General features: G+C 70.3%; 14 protein-coding genes. 8 read left to right on the forward strand and 6 right to left on the reverse strand.

The window, feature by feature from the left end:
• Positions 1-26 precede the first annotated feature (26 nt).
• Positions 27-1,646, forward strand: a complete 1,620-nt coding sequence (locus ABEG18_RS21770; protein WP_406855136.1) for an acyl-CoA synthetase — start codon at positions 27-29, stop codon at positions 1,644-1,646.
• Here ABEG18_RS21770 and ABEG18_RS21775 read toward each other — a convergent pair.
• Positions 1,643-2,797, reverse strand: coding sequence for a GNAT family N-acetyltransferase (locus ABEG18_RS21775; protein WP_406855137.1), 1,155 nt, complete (start codon positions 2,795-2,797; stop codon positions 1,643-1,645). The genes ABEG18_RS21770 and ABEG18_RS21775 overlap by 4 nt on opposite strands.
• A gap of 79 nt (positions 2,798-2,876) precedes the next feature.
• On the opposite strand from ABEG18_RS21775, the gene ABEG18_RS21780 reads away from it, so the two are divergent.
• Positions 2,877-3,122 (forward strand): sulfurtransferase TusA family protein, encoded by a 246-nt coding sequence (locus ABEG18_RS21780; protein WP_406855138.1) that lies wholly within the window; start codon positions 2,877-2,879, stop codon positions 3,120-3,122.
• 5 nt (positions 3,123-3,127) lie between these two features.
• Here the strand turns inward: ABEG18_RS21780 and ABEG18_RS21785 are convergent, their stop codons facing one another.
• Genes ABEG18_RS21785 through ABEG18_RS21795 form a run of 3 tightly spaced genes read right to left on the reverse strand, consistent with a single transcriptional unit; the run spans position 3,128 to position 6,907 of the window.
• Positions 3,128-4,285 (reverse strand): CobW family GTP-binding protein, encoded by a 1,158-nt coding sequence (locus ABEG18_RS21785; protein ID WP_406855139.1) that lies wholly within the window; start codon positions 4,283-4,285, stop codon positions 3,128-3,130.
• Positions 4,286-4,291: 6 nt separating this feature from the next.
• On the reverse strand, positions 4,292-5,188 hold the full coding sequence (locus ABEG18_RS21790) for a DMT family transporter (RefSeq protein WP_406855140.1): 897 nt from the start codon (positions 5,186-5,188) through the stop codon (positions 4,292-4,294).
• Between the two features lie 45 nt (positions 5,189-5,233).
• Complete coding sequence (locus ABEG18_RS21795; protein ID WP_406855141.1) at positions 5,234-6,907, reverse strand: serine hydrolase; 1,674 nt, start codon at positions 6,905-6,907, stop codon at positions 5,234-5,236.
• Between the two features lie 274 nt (positions 6,908-7,181).
• On the opposite strand from ABEG18_RS21795, the gene ABEG18_RS21800 reads away from it, so the two are divergent.
• On the forward strand, positions 7,182-8,081 hold the full coding sequence (locus ABEG18_RS21800; RefSeq protein WP_406855142.1) for a DMT family transporter: 900 nt from the start codon (positions 7,182-7,184) through the stop codon (positions 8,079-8,081).
• Positions 8,082-8,114: 33 nt separating this feature from the next.
• On the opposite strand, the gene ABEG18_RS21805 is transcribed toward ABEG18_RS21800, so the two are convergent.
• Positions 8,115-8,558 (reverse strand): hypothetical protein, encoded by a 444-nt coding sequence (locus ABEG18_RS21805; protein WP_406855143.1) that lies wholly within the window; start codon positions 8,556-8,558, stop codon positions 8,115-8,117.
• 184 nt (positions 8,559-8,742) lie between these two features.
• Between ABEG18_RS21805 and ABEG18_RS21810 the strand changes: the two genes are divergently transcribed.
• Positions 8,743-9,909, forward strand: a complete 1,167-nt coding sequence (locus tag ABEG18_RS21810; RefSeq protein WP_406855144.1) for an acetyl-CoA acetyltransferase — start codon at positions 8,743-8,745, stop codon at positions 9,907-9,909.
• Positions 9,910-9,936: 27 nt separating this feature from the next.
• Here the strand turns inward: ABEG18_RS21810 and ABEG18_RS21815 are convergent, their stop codons facing one another.
• The gene (locus tag ABEG18_RS21815) at positions 9,937-10,203 is read right to left on the reverse strand and encodes a BolA family protein (protein WP_406855145.1); all 267 of its coding nucleotides are present in this window, start codon (positions 10,201-10,203) and stop codon (positions 9,937-9,939) included.
• A 148-nt stretch (positions 10,204-10,351) separates the two neighbouring features.
• Between ABEG18_RS21815 and ABEG18_RS21820 the strand changes: the two genes are divergently transcribed.
• From ABEG18_RS21820 to ABEG18_RS21835, 4 genes are all read left to right on the forward strand, one after another.
• On the forward strand, positions 10,352-10,978 hold the full coding sequence (locus ABEG18_RS21820) for a J domain-containing protein (protein ID WP_406855146.1): 627 nt from the start codon (positions 10,352-10,354) through the stop codon (positions 10,976-10,978).
• A gap of 170 nt (positions 10,979-11,148) precedes the next feature.
• Positions 11,149-12,135, forward strand: coding sequence for a cobaltochelatase subunit CobS (cobS, locus tag ABEG18_RS21825; protein WP_406855147.1), 987 nt, complete (start codon positions 11,149-11,151; stop codon positions 12,133-12,135).
• A 35-nt stretch (positions 12,136-12,170) separates the two neighbouring features.
• On the forward strand, positions 12,171-14,078 hold the full coding sequence (gene cobT, locus ABEG18_RS21830) for a cobaltochelatase subunit CobT (protein ID WP_406855148.1): 1,908 nt from the start codon (positions 12,171-12,173) through the stop codon (positions 14,076-14,078).
• Positions 14,075-15,121, forward strand: coding sequence for an esterase-like activity of phytase family protein (locus ABEG18_RS21835; RefSeq protein ID WP_406855149.1), 1,047 nt, complete (start codon positions 14,075-14,077; stop codon positions 15,119-15,121). The genes cobT and ABEG18_RS21835 overlap by 4 nt, the downstream gene beginning before the upstream one ends.
• The last annotated feature ends 22 nt before the right edge of the window (positions 15,122-15,143 follow it).

The raw sequence follows: 15,143 nt of genomic DNA on the forward strand, positions 1-15,143 counted from the left end.
CGCCGGCTTGGCTCAGGCGTATGATGATGCTGTCTGCTTCGCGTGATTTCGATCGGCTCAGGGCTGAATTCCGCTGGGACATCCCGGCCCGCTACAATATCGGCGTGGATGTCTGCGACCGCTGGGCCCTGCCGCAGCCGGACCGGCCGGCCATCATTGACGTCGCGCCCGGCGGCGCGTCGCGCGTCATGACCTTCGGGGCGATGCGGGACGCCTCGAACCGCCTCGCCAACCTGCTGCGCAGCCGCGGCGTCGGCCCGGGGGACCGGATCGGCATCCTGCTCCCCCAATCCAGCGAAGTGGCCGTGTCGCATGTGGCGGCCTACAAGCTCGGCGCGATCGCGCTGCCGCTGGCCGTGCTGTTCGGCGCGGACGCCCTCGCCTACCGGCTGGCGGACGCCGGCGTGTCGGCGCTGATCACCAACGCCGCCGGCCTCGCGAGGGTCGCCCCGCTGCGGGACCAGCTCCCCGGCCTCTCGCTGCTGGTCTCGATCGACGGCCCGGACGGCCCGGCGCTCGGGTTCCATGAGGCGCTGGCGCGGGAAGGCGCGGAGTTCGCGCCCCTCGACACCACGCCGGACGACCCGGCGCTGATGATCTACACGTCCGGCACGACGGGGCCGCCGAAGGGCGCCCTGCATGGCCACCGCGTGCTGCTCGGCCACCTGCCCTGCTTCCAGCTCGTGCACGAGTTCTTCCCCCAGCCCCAGGACGTCATGTGGACGCCGGCTGACTGGGCCTGGGCGGGCGGGCTGCTCAACGGGCTCCTGCCCTCCCTGCATTTCGGCGTGCCCACCGTGGCGCGCAAATTCGAGAAATTCGACCCGGACGAAGCCTATGGGCTCATGGCGGAGCACAAGGTCCGCAACATCTTCGTCCCGCCCACGGCGCTGCGGATGCTCCGCGCGGTGGAGAATCCGCGCCTGCGCTATCCGGGGCTGAACCTGCGCACCGTCGCCTCGGCCGGCGAGGCGCTCGGCGTGGAGACGCTGGCCTGGGGCCGCGACGCCCTGGGGCTCACCATCAACGAGGCCTATGGACAGACCGAGTGCAACCTCGTGCTGGGCTCCTGCGCGGCCATCGGGGTGGTGAAGCCCGGCTCCATCGGCAAGGCCATTCCAGGCCACGACGTCGCGGTGATTCGCCCCGACGGCTCGCGCTGCGAGCCGGGCGAACTCGGCCAGATCGCCGTGAAACGGCCGGACCCCGTCATGTTCCTGGGCTACTGGAACCGACCGGAGGCCACGCGGGACAAGTTCATCGGCGACTGGATGACGACCGGCGACCAAGGCGAGTGCGACGCGCAAGGCTATGTGCGCTTCGTGGGACGCGACGACGACGTCATCACCTCCGCCGGCTATCGGATCGGCCCGACCGAGATCGAGGACTGCCTCCTGCGCCACCCCGCGGTCGCCAATGCGGCCGCGGTGGGCAAGCCGGACGCGCTGCGCACCGAGATCGTGAAGGCCTTCGTGGTGCTGAAACCCGGCCATGCGGGCTCGCCCGGCCTGGCCCACGAGATCCAGCTCTTCGTCCGCGACCGGCTGTCGGCGCACGAATATCCGCGTGAGATCGCCTTCGTGCCGGACCTGCCCCTCACGACCACCGGCAAGGTGATCCGCCGCGAATTGCGCGCCCGCGCCTAGCGGATCAGCCGCCGCAACGCGGTCTTGGCGACGCTTCGCGCCGCCCGCCTGGCGCGCAGCATGGCCAGGAGCGCCGGGCCCGTGGGCCGCAGCGCGATCCACCAGTCCGCCATGGCGATCCGGTCGGGCCAGATCCGGTCGATCATCGGGTGATCGGCGACGGCGCAGCTGTCGGTGAGAGCGACGCCGTCGTCGAGCTGCCGCCGGGAGACGTCGAGCGTCAGCAGCGCGCCGGGCGAGAAGGCCGCGAAGCTCTCGTCATAGGCGGTCTTCCAGTAGAGCGCGCGCCGGCGCCCGCCCAGCAGGATCGCGGCCGCGACCGGCGCCGCGCCGGCATGCAGCACGTCGATGCGGCAGGCGCCCTGCTCCGCCAAGCCCCGCGTGACGCCGCGCAGAAACTCGGACCCGCGTGGGCTGGCGGCGAACGCCGTGCCGCTACGGCCCTTCCAGCCTTTCGCCTCCATCGCCAGAAAGACGTCGCTGGCGCGCTCGACCTCGGCCGGGGTCTCGGCCGAGGAGACCCGCAAGGCGCCCGCCTCCGCGAGCCTGCGGCGGAGCCGGCCGAACTCCTTGCGCTTCTTCGCCGATACGCCGCGATCCAGCAGCGCCTCGAACCTTTCCCCTCCCACCAGCGCGGCGCGCCGGTGCGGGTCGAGGCGCGACAGGGGAAAGTCCAGGCCGCAGGCCTCGCGGATGGCGGCCGCAGCCGCACCCTCCTCGGCGACGAAGGGCAGCAGCAATCCACCCGCCGCGGGGTTGCGGCGCCGCAGCCAGTGCAGGATGGCCCGGAAACCGTCCCGGCCGTCGTCGGGGTCCAGCAAGGGCGAGCCCAGCACCGCCTGGTCGTGCGTCCACGCCGACAGCGTGGGCGCGAGCCGCCCGAAGCGCGGCGTGGCGAGCGGCAGCAGCGCGACCATCCGGCTTCCGCGCCAAGCCGTCGCGACATGGGGATCGCCTGCGCGGGCGAGCAGGCGCGCGGCGGGGCCCACGAAGGCGCTTTCGAAGAAGGGGTTGGGCTCGAGCGCCCGGCCAGCGAGGTCGCTCCACGCCTGCGCGGCCCGTATCGCCTCGTCCATCCCGAGCGCGACGACGCTGAGCGCCTCACTGTCGTGGGCGAGCGGCGGGGTCCAGGGGGCGGCGGGAGCTTGCATCGCGCCAGAATGGCCTGGAGCCGTTAAATCGCCGTTCAGCCGCTTCCGGCGCTGCGCCCCCGCGTGCTAGTCAGCCGCGATGGATCACGCCTCCGCGCCGCCGCCGATGGTGCAGCTCGACCTGCGCGGCCTCAAATGCCCGCTGCCGGCGCTGCGCGCCCGCAAGGCGCTGGCGAAAGCGGCGTCGGGGAGCCTGCTGATGGTCGAGGCCACGGACCCGATGGCGGCGATCGATATTCCCCACATGGCCCGGCAGGAGGGCGCGGCCCTGCTGTCGAGCGAGCGCGACGGCGACACGCTGCGCTTTGTCTTGCGCAAGCCCTGACCGGGTCAGGCGTCGCCGCGGCTTAGCGCGAGCGGATTATCCATCAGGGCCGCCCTGTCCGGCGTGTCGACGGCGACGACCCCGCTGAACGCGTCCCACATCCGCCGCACGAAGCTCTCGTCGAGGTCGCGGGTGATGAACACCAGCCGGGTGCGGTGGTCCTGATCCGGCCAGCGCTCCAGCATCACGGGCGGATGGACCACGTGCTGCACGCCATGGATCACCACCGGACGGCCGGGATGCTCGGCCACGTCGACGATCCCCTTCATGCGCAGGAGCTTGGCGCCGTGCGCCGACGGCAGGAGCGTCAGGAACATGTCCAGCGCCGCCATCGGGATCGGCGTGGAGGAGGTGACGCTGAACGCCCGGATCGAGGCGTCGTGGCGGTTCACGTCGTGGGCGTCCTGGTCGCGCGCGTCATGGGCGTGGTCTTGGCCTCCATGGGAGTGGTCTTGCCCCCCGGGGGCCTGGCCGTCCCGGTAGGCCTCCTCATGCAGCCAGCCCGCCACGTCGGGGATCTTCCGCGACGGATCGAACGGGCCGGAGCCCATGACGGCCGCCGCCGTGGCTTCGCCCGCCGCGGCGTCGAGCAACGGCGCTCCGGGGTTCAGCCGCCGGAGGCGACGCCTCAGGGCCGCCACGTCCGCGTCGGCGTGGCCGGCAGCCAGATCCGTCTTGGTCAGCACGATCCGGTCCGCCACCGCGGCCTGCTTCACGGCCTCGGGCTGCGCGTCCAGGGTGGCTAGGCCGTTCACGGCGTCCACCAGCGTGACGACGCCGTCGAGCGCGTAGCGCGACAGCAGCGTCGGATGCGACATCAGGGCGTGCAGGATGGGAGCGGGGTCGGCCAGCCCCGTGGTTTCGATCGCGATCCTGCGGAAGGCCGCGATGCGGCCGTCGTCGCGCTTGGCGGCGAGATCCTCCAGCGTATTCACGAGGTCGCCCCGCACCGTGCAGCACAGGCAGCCCGACGAGAGCAGGATCATGCCCTCGTCCCCGGTTTCGACGAACAGGTGGTCGAGGCCGATCTCGCCGAATTCGTTGACGATCACCACCGTGTCGGACAGGGCGGGATCGCGCAGCAGGCGATTGAGCAGCGTCGTCTTGCCGGCGCCCAGGAAGCCGGTGATCACGGTGACGGGGATGCGGGCTTCTCTCGCCATGGGGCCTCAGGCGGTCGCGACGCGTCGGCTGCGCCGGTGGCTGGCCGCCACATTGATCATGATGGCGAGCACCACCAGCAGGCCGCCCGCATACTGGACGGGCGCGAGCCGCTCGCCAAACACGAGCGCGGAGGTGACGGCGGCCACGACCGGCTCCAGGCAGAAGGCGAGCCCTCCCGCGACCGCGCCGACCCGGCCCAGCGCCGCCATCTGGAGGACGAAGCCGAGCACGAAGCCGCCGATGGTGAGCGTCACCGCCCAGGGCGCGGCGAGCAGGATCTCCGGGCCCCGCATGCCGCCGGTCGCGACGGCGGCCAGCATCGCGGCCGGCAGGCACACCACGTGCACCCACAGGATCTTTGGCGCGGTCGGCACAGGGCCGCAGCGCGCGGCGACGAAGAACTGGATCACGGCCGACGCGCTCGCCCCCAGGGCCAGGGCGACGCCGCGCGGATCGAGGCTGTCGAAGGCCGGCCCCAGCACCAGCACCACGCCCAGGAAGGCCAGGCACGCGACGCCCAGCAGCCCGGGCGAGAGCCGCCCCCTTTCCACCAGCGGGCTGACCAGAACGATGATCACCGGATAGGTGTAGAACAGCACCGCCGCGACGGTGACCGGGATGAAGGCCACCGACGACAGGTAGCAGACGCCCACCCCGGCGCTCGTCAGGCCCAGCACGAGCAGGGACGACCAGTAGCGGCGGTCCACCCGCAGGCTCTCGCGGAGCGCCAGCCCCAGCGCGATGCTGACCAGCAGCATCACGATGACCCGATAGGTCACCAGCACCGGCCCCTGCACGCCCTCGCCGGCGGCGATGCGCGCGAAGGTGATGTTGAACCCGTAAGCCGCCGCGGCGCCGAGGGCGAGCGTGAAGCCGCCTGCGGCGGAGACGGGGGCGCTCATGCGGCAGAGGGCTTTCGGGGAACGAGACTAAGGCGGGCGGATCGATCAGTCCGGCGTAGCGGCTTTCTTCGGCTTGGTCGAGGCCGCTTTCACGGGAGGCTTCACGGGTGGCTTGGCGGCGGCGCCGCCGCGCTTGCCGGGCTCGAAGGTCGCGGTCTTGTGGGCGCCGGACGCCTCGGCCTTGGCGCCCGTCCGTTTACCGCGGATATGGACCTTCAGGGTCGCGGCGGATTGCGGCATGGGCGCCGCGGCGGCCTTGCCCTGCGTGGTCAGCGCCTTCGAGGGCTCGGCCTGGTCGTTGAGGTCGGCGGCCTTCGGTTCGGCCCTGGCCGCCGTCTGGGGCGCGCGCCGCTGGATGGCGCCGTGCTTGACGGCGTCGCGTCCCTTGGCCCCATGCCCGATGCTTGTCGCCGCGGACGCCTTGAGAGGCGCGACATTCGCCGGATTGGTCTTGATCGGGCTCGCGGGCGCGTCGCCGGTCTCGCCCGTATAGGCCGTGGCGGTTTTGGGCGCGCCGGCCTTGGCGGCGGCCGTCCGGGGCGCCTTCTCGACCGGCTTCCTGGCGACCATCACAGGGGTGAAGGCGGCGTTGGCCGCCACCGGGGCGCTCGCCGACTTCTCCGACCGGCCGAAATAGACCGGGATGGGATCGAAGGCCATGCGCGGGCCCAGCGACCGGGGGCCCGAGCCGCTCACGCTGCTGGGCGTGCTGACGGCGGCGGCGGCGAGCGGAGCCGTGCGGCCGTCGTCGTTCCCGCCCGGAAGCGACACGGAGGTCTGCGGCTCGGCCTCCTCCTCGGACGCCGGGGCGCCCTTGCGGTGCACGCAGATGTCCTCGCGCATGTTGGGCGGCGTCGCCACCGAGGAGGCCGGCAGGCTCTGCAGCGTGCCGCCGCCGAGGCCGAGCAGGCCGCCATAGCTGCCCGAGAAACCCTTGTCGAGGAACTGGGCGGCTTTCAGCGTCCGGTCCGTCCCGGAGGACGCCCCCATCACCACCGCCACCAGACGCTGCCCGTTGCGGCTCGCCACCGCGACGAGATTGAAGCCGGACGGGCAGATGAAGCCCGTCTTCATCCCTTCGATGCCCGGATAGCGCCCGACAAGGCCATTGGTGTTCTTCAGCACGCGGTTGCCGAGCTTCACGGCGCCGATGTTGAAGAAGCTGGAATATTCAGGAAACTCGAGCAGCAGCGCCCTGGCCAGCACCGCCATGTCGCGGGCGGAGGTCTGCTGCCCCTCCGCGAAGAGGCCGTTCGGATTGACGAAGTGGCTCTCCCGCATGCCGAGATTGGCCGCCTCGCGGTTCATCATCTCGGCGAAGTCCTCCACGGTGCCGCCCACGCCCTCGGCGATGACGACGGCCATGTCGTTGGCCGACTTGACCAGCAGGATCTTCATCGCGTTTTCGAGCGTGATCTCCTGCCCCGGCCTCGCGCCGCTCTTGGAGGGCGGGACCGCCGTGGCGCGCCTGGAGATCGGGATCGCGGTGTCGAGCGAGATGCGCCCCTCGCGCATCTTCTTCAGCGTGACGTAGACGGTCATCAGCTTGGTGACGGACGCCGGATACCACGGCATCGTGGCGTCCTCGGAGAACAGCACGCGGCCCGTGTTCACGTCAGCGACCACATAGGGCGCCGCCGCCAGCGACACCGCCGTCCACCCGAGGAAAGCCGCCGCCGAGAGGCCGGCCACTGATACGCAACGCGTCACTCGTGTCATCAGATCGTTCCAGATCGCGAGCCGGCGCATTGGCGCGTCGGACAGGCCAAGGGAAAAGCGTGCTCACGGACGAGGAGGCCGCCCGCTTGCTCTGGCGATCACGGCGGTCGCGCAGGACCACCCGATGCGGTTGCAAGTCGTACCGCGCCCCCCGTGATTTGCCTAGAGTTGCGCTGAGTGCTACCCGCCGATCGTGGCCGCGATCGGGCGACGGGGGGCGACGTCGCCGTCCCGGCCCGGTCCGACAGGGCCGGAGCGGCGGGACGCAGCATCGATGGACTCTCTCTGGATCGCCACCACCCTGGTCGCCTCGGTGGCCCAGACCGCCCGCAACGCCATGCAGCGCAGCCTCACCGAGACGCTCGGCACGGTCGGCGCGTCGCAGGTGCGCTTCCTGTATGGATTTCCGTTCGCGCTGCTGTTCCTGCTCGTCGTGGTGGCGGTCGGCGGCGACCCGGTCCCCGCGCCCACCGGCCGTTACCTGGCCTTCGTGCTGGCCGGCGCGGTGACGCAGATCCTGGCCACCGTGCTGATGCTCGCCGCCATGAAGGAACGCTCCTTCGCGGTGACCACCGCCTACATCAAGACCGAGCCCGTCCAGGTGGCCCTGTTCGGGGTCGTGGTGTTGGGCGACCATCTCGGCCTCGGCACGGCTCTCGCCGTCGTCATCGCCACTGCGGGCGTGGTCCTCATGGCGATGAAGCCGGGCGGCGCGAAAATGAGCGCCGCGGGGCTCCGACCCGCCGCCATGGGCATCGTGTCGGGGGCCTTCTTCGCCCTGTCGGCGATCGGCTTTCGCGGCGCGATCCTGGCGATGCCGGAGGGGTCTTTCGTGCTGCGGGCCACCAGCACGCTGGCGTGGTCGCTGGCGATCCAGACCGTGCTGCTGTTTTTCTGGCTGGGCGCGTTCGACCGGCAGGCCTTGCTGAAGAGCTTCCGGGCGTGGCGCCCCTCTCTCCTGGCCGGATTCCTGGGCGCGTTCGCGTCGCAGTTCTGGTTTCTCGGCTTCTCGCTCACCAGCGCCGCGAATGTGCGGACGCTGGCGCTGGTGGAGGTCCTTTTCGCGCAGATCGTCTCGCGCCGCCTCTTCGCTCAGCAGACCAGCCCCCGGGAGATCGTCGGCATGGGGCTGATCGTCGGCGGCGTCGCCCTGCTGCTCTGGGCGCATGGCTGAGGCGGCAGCCGCCCTGGGGCGGCGCCGGCCCGTTCAGTCCCGCCGGGCCGCGTTCGGCTTCTCGCCGCCGCCGGGCGCGTCGGACTTGTGGCCCCCGGTGCCGTCGGTCTCCTGGATCTTCTTCAGCTGGCTCGAATCCGAAGCGGCCGTGTTTGGCCCCTCCCGGCACTCGTCCGCGTTCTCGGGCGGGGCGCCGGCCACGGAGGCGCCCGCCATGTAGGAGGGCGGGTCGCTGGCCGGGAAGGACATCTCGGACCCGGCATCCACGAGATCCTCCTGGCGCGAGCGCTGGTCGTAGGCTTCGCAATAGCGCTCGAACACCGCGTCGTTGTCGCTCGCCGACACCCGGACGCCCTGTTCGGCCAGGAAAGTGACGAGTTCGTCGCGGGTGCGGCGAGTCAGGCCCGCCTGGGCGTCGCCCAGCCCATGACGCTGCGCCTCGTCGAGGCCGCTGCGATCCACCGTTGTGGCTGACATTCTCATTCTCCCGATCCGTGTTCTGTCGGCTCTCAACGCGCCCGTGATCGCGGGCGTTCCGCTTCGGCTATGGCTGGGCCGCGACGGGCGGGCGCAAACCCGCACGGGAGCCTTGCGGCCGAGCGCCTTGCGAAGCCCGGGCGTCGGGGCCATTCTCCCGGCGGAAACGCGAGGAGCACGATCGATGACCGCTTGCATCGTGGGCTGGGCCCACACCCCCTTCGGCAAGATGGACGCCGAAACCGTCGAGAGCCTGATCGTGCGCGTCACCAACGAGGCGCTCGAGAACGCCGGGATCGAGGCCCGCGACGTCGACGAGATCGTGCTCGGCCACTACAACGCGGGCTTCTCGGCGCAGGATTTCACCGCCTCGCTCGTGCTGCAGGCCGACGACGGCCTCAGGTTCAAGCCGACGACCCGCGTCGAGAACGCCTGCGCGACCGGGTCGGCCGCCGTGCACAGCGCCCTCAAGAGCATTGCGGGCCGGCAGTCCAAGATCGTGCTGGTCGTCGGCGTCGAGCAGATGACCAAGACGCCGGGGGCCGACATCGGCAAATATCTGCTGAAGGCCAGCTACCTGCCCGAGGACGGCGACACTCCCGGCGGCTTCGCCGGCGTGTTCGGCCAGATCGCGGCCGCCTATTTCCAGCGCCACGGCGACCAGTCCGACGCGCTCGCGATGATCGCCGCCAAGAACCACAAGAACGGCGTCTCGAATCCCTACGCGCAGATGCGCAAGGATCTCGGCGTGGAGTTCTGCCGCCATCCCAGCGAGAAGAACCCCTATGTGGCCGGGCCGCTGAAGCGGACCGACTGCTCGCTCGTGTCGGACGGCGCGGCGGCGCTCGTCATCGCCGACGTGGAGACGGCGCTGAAGATGAAGCGCGCCATCGCGTTCCGGGCCGCCGCCCATGTGCAGGACTTCCTGCCGATGTCCAAGCGCGACATCCTGAAATTCGAGGGCTGCGCCGAGGCGTGGAGGCGCGCCCTGCTGCAGGCGGGCGTCACGCTGGATCACCTCTCCTTCGTGGAGACGCATGACTGCTTCACGATCGCCGAGCTGATCGAGTACGAGGCCATGGGACTCGTCCCGGAAGGCCAGGGCGCGGTGGCCATCAAGGAAGGCTGGACGCAGAAGGACGGCAAGCTGCCCGTCAATCCGTCCGGGGGCCTCAAGGCCAAGGGTCACCCGATCGGCGCGACCGGCGTCTCCATGCATGCGCTCACGGCCATGCAGCTCGCCGGCGAGGCGGGCGAGATGCAGATCCCGGCGGCCTCGCTCGGCGGCGTCTTCAACATGGGCGGCGCGGCCGTGGCCAACTACGTCAGCGTGCTCGAGCGGCTGCGCTGAAGCCGGCGGCCGGCCTCTGCAGGCAAGCTACTCCCCCGGCGCCCTGGCGTTGATCGCCAGGGCGTGGACGCGGCCGGCCAGCTCGTCGGCCAGAGCGGCGTTCACCATGCGGTGGCGCTCGACGCGGGACTTGCCGGCGAAGGCGTTCGACACCACTTTGACGGTGAAGTGAGTTTCGCCTCCTTCCCGCCACCCTGAGTGGCCCAGATGGCGATCCGAATCGTCGGCCACCTCCAGCTCCAGCGGAGCCAGGGCGAGGGTCAGCTTCTCGGTTATCGCGTCCTTAACGCCCATCGGTCAGCCTCTTTGGTCGGGATCGGTCCTGATCAGTGAGCCACGATGTGGCCGCGAAGTCGCGGCCTCCTCGCCAACGACGCGATACGGATTATCCGTGTCGCACCCGTCTTGCCCCGATCGTCCCACACCTCATAATGCCAGCGTCATGAATCTCAACTCGCCCATTTTCGACCGCATCCGCAGCCGCCCCCGCCGGGCCGAGCAGGCGCAGCCCAAGAGCGCCAGCCAGAACGGCCCGCGCTGCGAGCATCCGGGCTGCCAGGGCGCTGGCGAGCACCGGGCCCCGAAGGGCCGGTCCAACGAGGGCGAGTACTGGCGCTTCTGCCTGGAGCACGTGCGCGAGTACAACGCCTCCTACAACTATTTCGCCGGGATGACGGACGACGCCGTCGCCCGCTATCAGAAGGAGTCGTTGGTCGGCCATCGCCCCACCTGGTCCATGGGCGTCAAGGCGCCCGGCAAGGGTCCGGGCGCGCCGGAGGCCAGCACCGAATTCGTCTTCGAGGATCCGCTGGGCGTGTTCCGCGCCGCCGGCTTCGCCCATCGGGCGGAGGCCGAGCCGCGCAAGCCGACCGTGGGTCCGGTCGCCCGCAAGGCCTACGACGCGCTCGGCCTCGACGAGAGTGTGGACGCCGCCACCGTGAAGGCCCGCTACAAGCAGCTCGTGAAGCAGGTCCATCCCGACGCCAATGGCGGCGACCGGTCCCTCGAGGATCGCCTGCGCGAGATTATCAACGCCTACAATACCCTGAAGGCCGCCGGCCGGGCCTGAGCCCGTCCCGGCGCCGACGCAGGGCGGCCCAGCGCGCCGCGCATAAAGGCCGCAATTCCCGGGGGCTGTCGCGAATTGCTTCGCGTCGCCGCAGCCTCTAAACAAGGTTCGGGCTCAAGGCCGCCGAGCCGGGCCCCGGGGTCGTCCCCGTCGTTCGTCTGTGAGGATCCATGTCTGCCACGACTGCACTGGCGCCGGGGCTGCCGGACACGACGGTGTCCGCCCGCAAGCTTTTCAACATCGGACTCGACATGGACGTCCCGGCCTATTCCGAGCCGGACGCGCATGTTCCCGATCTCGATCCGGACTATCTGTTCGACCGGGACACCACGCTGGCCATCCTGGCGGGCTTCGCCAAGAACCGCCGCGTCATGGTCACGGGCTATCACGGCACCGGCAAGTCGACCCATATCGAGCAGGTCGCGGCGCGCCTGAACTGGCCCTGCATCCGCATCAACCTCGACAGCCACGTCTCGCGCATCGACCTCGTCGGCAAGGACGCCATCGTCCTAAAGGACGGCAAGCAGGTGACCGAGTTCCAGGACGGCATCCTGCCCTGGGCGCTGCAGAACAACATCGCGCTGGTGTTCGACGAATATGACGCCGGCCGCCCGGACGTGATGTTCGTGATCCAGCGCATCCTGGAGATTTCCGGCAAGCTGACGCTGCTGGACCAGAAGCGCGTGATCCGGCCGCACGGCGCGTTCAGGCTCTTCGCCACCGCCAACACGGTGGGCCTCGGCGACACGTCGGGCCTCTATCACGGCACGCAGCAGATCAACCAAGGCCAGATGGACCGGTGGTCCATCGTCACCACGCTGAACTACCTGCCGCACGACAAGGAAGTCGACATCGTGCTCGCCAAGGCGAAGCACTACACCGGCAAGGAAGGCCGCGACATCGTCAACAAGATGGTGCGCGTCGCCGACCTCACCCGCAACGCCTTCATGAATGGCGACCTGTCGACCGTCATGAGCCCGCGCACGGTGATCACCTGGGCCGAGAACGCCGACATCTTCAAGGATATCGGCTTCGCGTTCCGCCTCACCTTCCTGAACAAGTGCGACGAGCTGGAGCGGCCTTTGGTCGCCGAGTTCTACCAGCGCTGCTTCGGGCACGATCTTCCCGAAAGCGCCGTCAACGTGGCGCTGACCTGAAGGCCTGACGAGAGGCCGAACCTCCAAGAGGCCGAATGAGCTCCTCCAACCGCAAGCCCGCACAGCCGAAGGAAGCCCCCGCCGAGCCCTTCAAGCGTTCGGTCGCGGGGTGCCTGCGGGCGATCGCCCGGCAGCCGGAGCTGGAGGTGACCTTCGCGTCGGACAGGCCGGCCCTGACGCCGGACCGGGCGCGTCTCGCCGAGCCGCCGCGCAAGATGACGGCCGCCGACGCCGCGATCGTGCGCGGCCAGGCCGACTCGATGGCGCTGCGGCTGGCCTGCCACGACACGGCCGTGCACCGGCGCCTCGCGCCCGAGGGCCAGCAGGCCCGCGCCGTCTATGACGCTGTCGAGCAGTCGCGGGTCGAGTCGATCGGATCGCGTCGGATGGCCGGCGTCGCCTCCAATCTCACCGCGATGCTGGAGGACCGCTATCACCGCGGCGCCTATCACGAGATCACCGATCGTGCCGACGCGCCGCTTGAGGACGCGGTCGCCATGATGGTGCGCGAGCGCCTCACCGGCCTCAAGCCCCCGCCCGCGGCGCAGAAGATCGTCGATCTCTGGCGTCCCTGGGTGGAGGAGAAGGCCGGCAAGGACCTCGACAAGCTCGTCTCCAACCTGGAGGACCAGCGCCACTTCGCCCGGTCCGTCCGCGAGATGCTGGCGAGCCTCGACATGGCCGAGGACTCCAGCCTCGACCCCGAGGACAGCGACGACCAGGACGAGTCGAACGAGCAGAGCCAGGACCAGCAGCAGCAGGACGGCGAATCGGAGGAGCAGTCGGCCTCCGAGCGCGCCGAGATGGAGCGCTCCGAAGAGGCCTCCGAGGAGATGGAGGAGGGCCAGTCGGAGACCTCCGAAGGCCCCACCGGCGAGATGCCGGAGGATTCCGACGAGGCGGAAGGGGACGAGCCCTCGGAAGCCTGGCGACCTCCGGTGTCCAGCGCCCGCGAGGCTCGCGGACCGGACTACAAGGCCTTCCTAACCCGCTTCGACGAGATGATCGGAGCCGAGGAGCTGTGCGACGCCGACGAACTGGCCCGCCTGCGCAGCTATCTGGATAAGCAGCTCGGCCATCTGCAGGGCGTCGTCGCCCGCCTGGCGAACCGTCTGCAGCGCCGCCTCATGGCGCAGCAGAACCGCGCCTGGGAGTTCGATCTCGAGGAGGGGTCGCTCGACCCCGCCCGGCTGACCCGCATCGTCATCGACCCCTTCCAGCCGCTCTCTTTCAAGCGCGAGAAGGACACCAATTTCCGCGACACCGTGGTGACGCTGCTGATCGACAATTCCGGCTCCATGCGCGGACGGCCGATCACGGTGGCGGCGACCTGCGCCGACATTCTGGCCAGGACGCTGGAGCGCTGCGGCGTCAAGGTGGAGATCCTCGGCTTCACAACGCGCGCCTGGAAGGGCGGCCAGTCCCGCGAGGCCTGGCTGCAATCGGGCAAGCCCGCCAATCCGGGCCGCCTGAACGACCTGCGTCACATCGTCTACAAGCAGGCCGACGCGCCCTGGCGCCGGGCCCGGAAGAATCTCGGGCTGATGATGCGCGAGGGGCTCCTGAAGGAGAACATCGACGGAGAGGCGCTCGACTGGGCCCACAAGCGGCTGCTCGCCCGCAGCGAGCAGCGCAAGATCCTGATGATGATCTCGGACGGCGCGCCGGTGGACGACTCCACTCTGTCGGTGAACCCGGGCAACTATCTCGAGCGCCACCTGCGCTGGATCATCGAGGAGATCGAGACGCGGTCGCCCGTGGAGTTGATCGCCATCGGCATCGGCCATGACGTGACGCGCTACTACCGTCGCGCGGTCACGATCGTGGACGCCGAGGAACTCGGCGGCGCCATGACCGAGAAGCTGGCCGAGCTCTTCGACGACAAGGCGACGCCCCCCAAGGTCGTCCCGGCTCCGCGCAGGGCCGCGGGCGGCCGGGGATGAACCACGGCCGGCGCGCGTTCGGACGCGGCGTGCTCTGCGCCGGCGCCCTCGCCGTCGCGGCGGCGACGCGGTCAAGCCCGGCGCTGGCCGCCTCCGGCCCCAAGAGCGGCCCGACCGAGCAGCAGAGGCTCGAGATCCGCGCGCGCCCGGTCGAAAGCTTCTCGATCCTGGCCCCGGAGGTGAGGCGCTTCGGCGCGCTGGAGTTCATCGGCGGGCTCGACCTGTCCAGCGACAATCCGCATTTTGGCGGCTGGTCGGGCCTGTCCATCAGCCCCGATGGCCAGCGCATCCTCGCCATCAGCGACGTCGGCTCCTGGCTGACCGCCCGGATCGCCTATGCGGAGATGACCCCGACGAGCCTTGCGGACGCGGTCCTGGCCCCGGTGCTCGGCGCAGACGGGACGCCGCTGTGGAAGACCGACGCCTGGGACAGCGAGTGCGTCTGCGTCCATGACGGCGTGGCCTATGTCGGCTTCGAGCGCGTCCATGAGGTGCGGCGCTTCGAGATCGCCCGCGACGGCCTGCGCGCGCGGGGGCAGATCGTCCCTGTCCCGCCGGCCGTGAAGACGCTGCGGGGCAACCGCAGCCTTGAGGCGATCGGGGTCGCCACGGCCGGAGCCCTCGCCGGGAGCCTCGTGACGATCGCCGAGCGGGCCGCGAAAGGCCCGGAATCGCCCACCAAGGGCTGGATCCTGACCGGTTCCCTCAAAGGCGAGTTCAAGGTCGCCCGTCATGACGACTTCGACGTGACCGACCTCGCCTTCCTGCCCGGCGGCGACATGCTGGTGCTGGAGCGCAGTTTCGGCTGGCTGGACGGCGTCGGGATGCGGATCCGGCGGATCGCCGCCGAGGCGATCAGGCCCGGCGCGGTGCTGGACGGGCCGACGCTGATCCAGGCCACCATGCGCCAGCGCATCGACAACATGGAAGGCCTGAGCATTCATGTCGCGGCCGACGGCTCGACCGTGCTGACGATGATCTCCGACGACAATTTCTCGTTCCTGCAGCGCACCACGCTGCTGCAGTTCCGCCTGGTCGGGTGAGCCGGCCCGGCGAGCCGGGCCT

Origin of the sequence: Alsobacter sp. KACC 23698, from assembly GCF_045348435.1 — a bacterium.
Taxonomy (GTDB): Bacteria; Pseudomonadota; Alphaproteobacteria; order Rhizobiales; family Beijerinckiaceae; genus Alsobacter.

Excerpts from the sequence above, each read along its gene's own strand:
- ABEG18_RS21770 (WP_406855136.1), top strand. The coding sequence starts at position 27 with ATGCTGTCTGCTTCGCGTGATTTCGATCGGCTCAGGGCTGAATTCCGC.
- ABEG18_RS21775 (WP_406855137.1), bottom strand. The coding sequence starts at position 2,797 with ATGCAAGCTCCCGCCGCCCCCTGGACCCCGCCGCTCGCCCACGACAGT.
- ABEG18_RS21780 (WP_406855138.1), top strand. The coding sequence starts at position 2,877 with ATGGATCACGCCTCCGCGCCGCCGCCGATGGTGCAGCTCGACCTGCGC.
- ABEG18_RS21785 (WP_406855139.1), bottom strand. The coding sequence starts at position 4,285 with ATGGCGAGAGAAGCCCGCATCCCCGTCACCGTGATCACCGGCTTCCTG.
- ABEG18_RS21790 (WP_406855140.1), bottom strand. The coding sequence starts at position 5,188 with ATGAGCGCCCCCGTCTCCGCCGCAGGCGGCTTCACGCTCGCCCTCGGC.
- ABEG18_RS21795 (WP_406855141.1), bottom strand. The coding sequence starts at position 6,907 with ATGACACGAGTGACGCGTTGCGTATCAGTGGCCGGCCTCTCGGCGGCG.
- ABEG18_RS21800 (WP_406855142.1), top strand. The coding sequence starts at position 7,182 with ATGGACTCTCTCTGGATCGCCACCACCCTGGTCGCCTCGGTGGCCCAG.
- ABEG18_RS21805 (WP_406855143.1), bottom strand. The coding sequence starts at position 8,558 with ATGTCAGCCACAACGGTGGATCGCAGCGGCCTCGACGAGGCGCAGCGT.
- ABEG18_RS21810 (WP_406855144.1), top strand. The coding sequence starts at position 8,743 with ATGACCGCTTGCATCGTGGGCTGGGCCCACACCCCCTTCGGCAAGATG.
- ABEG18_RS21815 (WP_406855145.1), bottom strand. The coding sequence starts at position 10,203 with ATGGGCGTTAAGGACGCGATAACCGAGAAGCTGACCCTCGCCCTGGCT.
- ABEG18_RS21820 (WP_406855146.1), top strand. The coding sequence starts at position 10,352 with ATGAATCTCAACTCGCCCATTTTCGACCGCATCCGCAGCCGCCCCCGC.
- cobS (WP_406855147.1), top strand. The coding sequence starts at position 11,149 with ATGTCTGCCACGACTGCACTGGCGCCGGGGCTGCCGGACACGACGGTG.
- cobT (WP_406855148.1), top strand. The coding sequence starts at position 12,171 with ATGAGCTCCTCCAACCGCAAGCCCGCACAGCCGAAGGAAGCCCCCGCC.
- ABEG18_RS21835 (WP_406855149.1), top strand. The coding sequence starts at position 14,075 with ATGAACCACGGCCGGCGCGCGTTCGGACGCGGCGTGCTCTGCGCCGGC.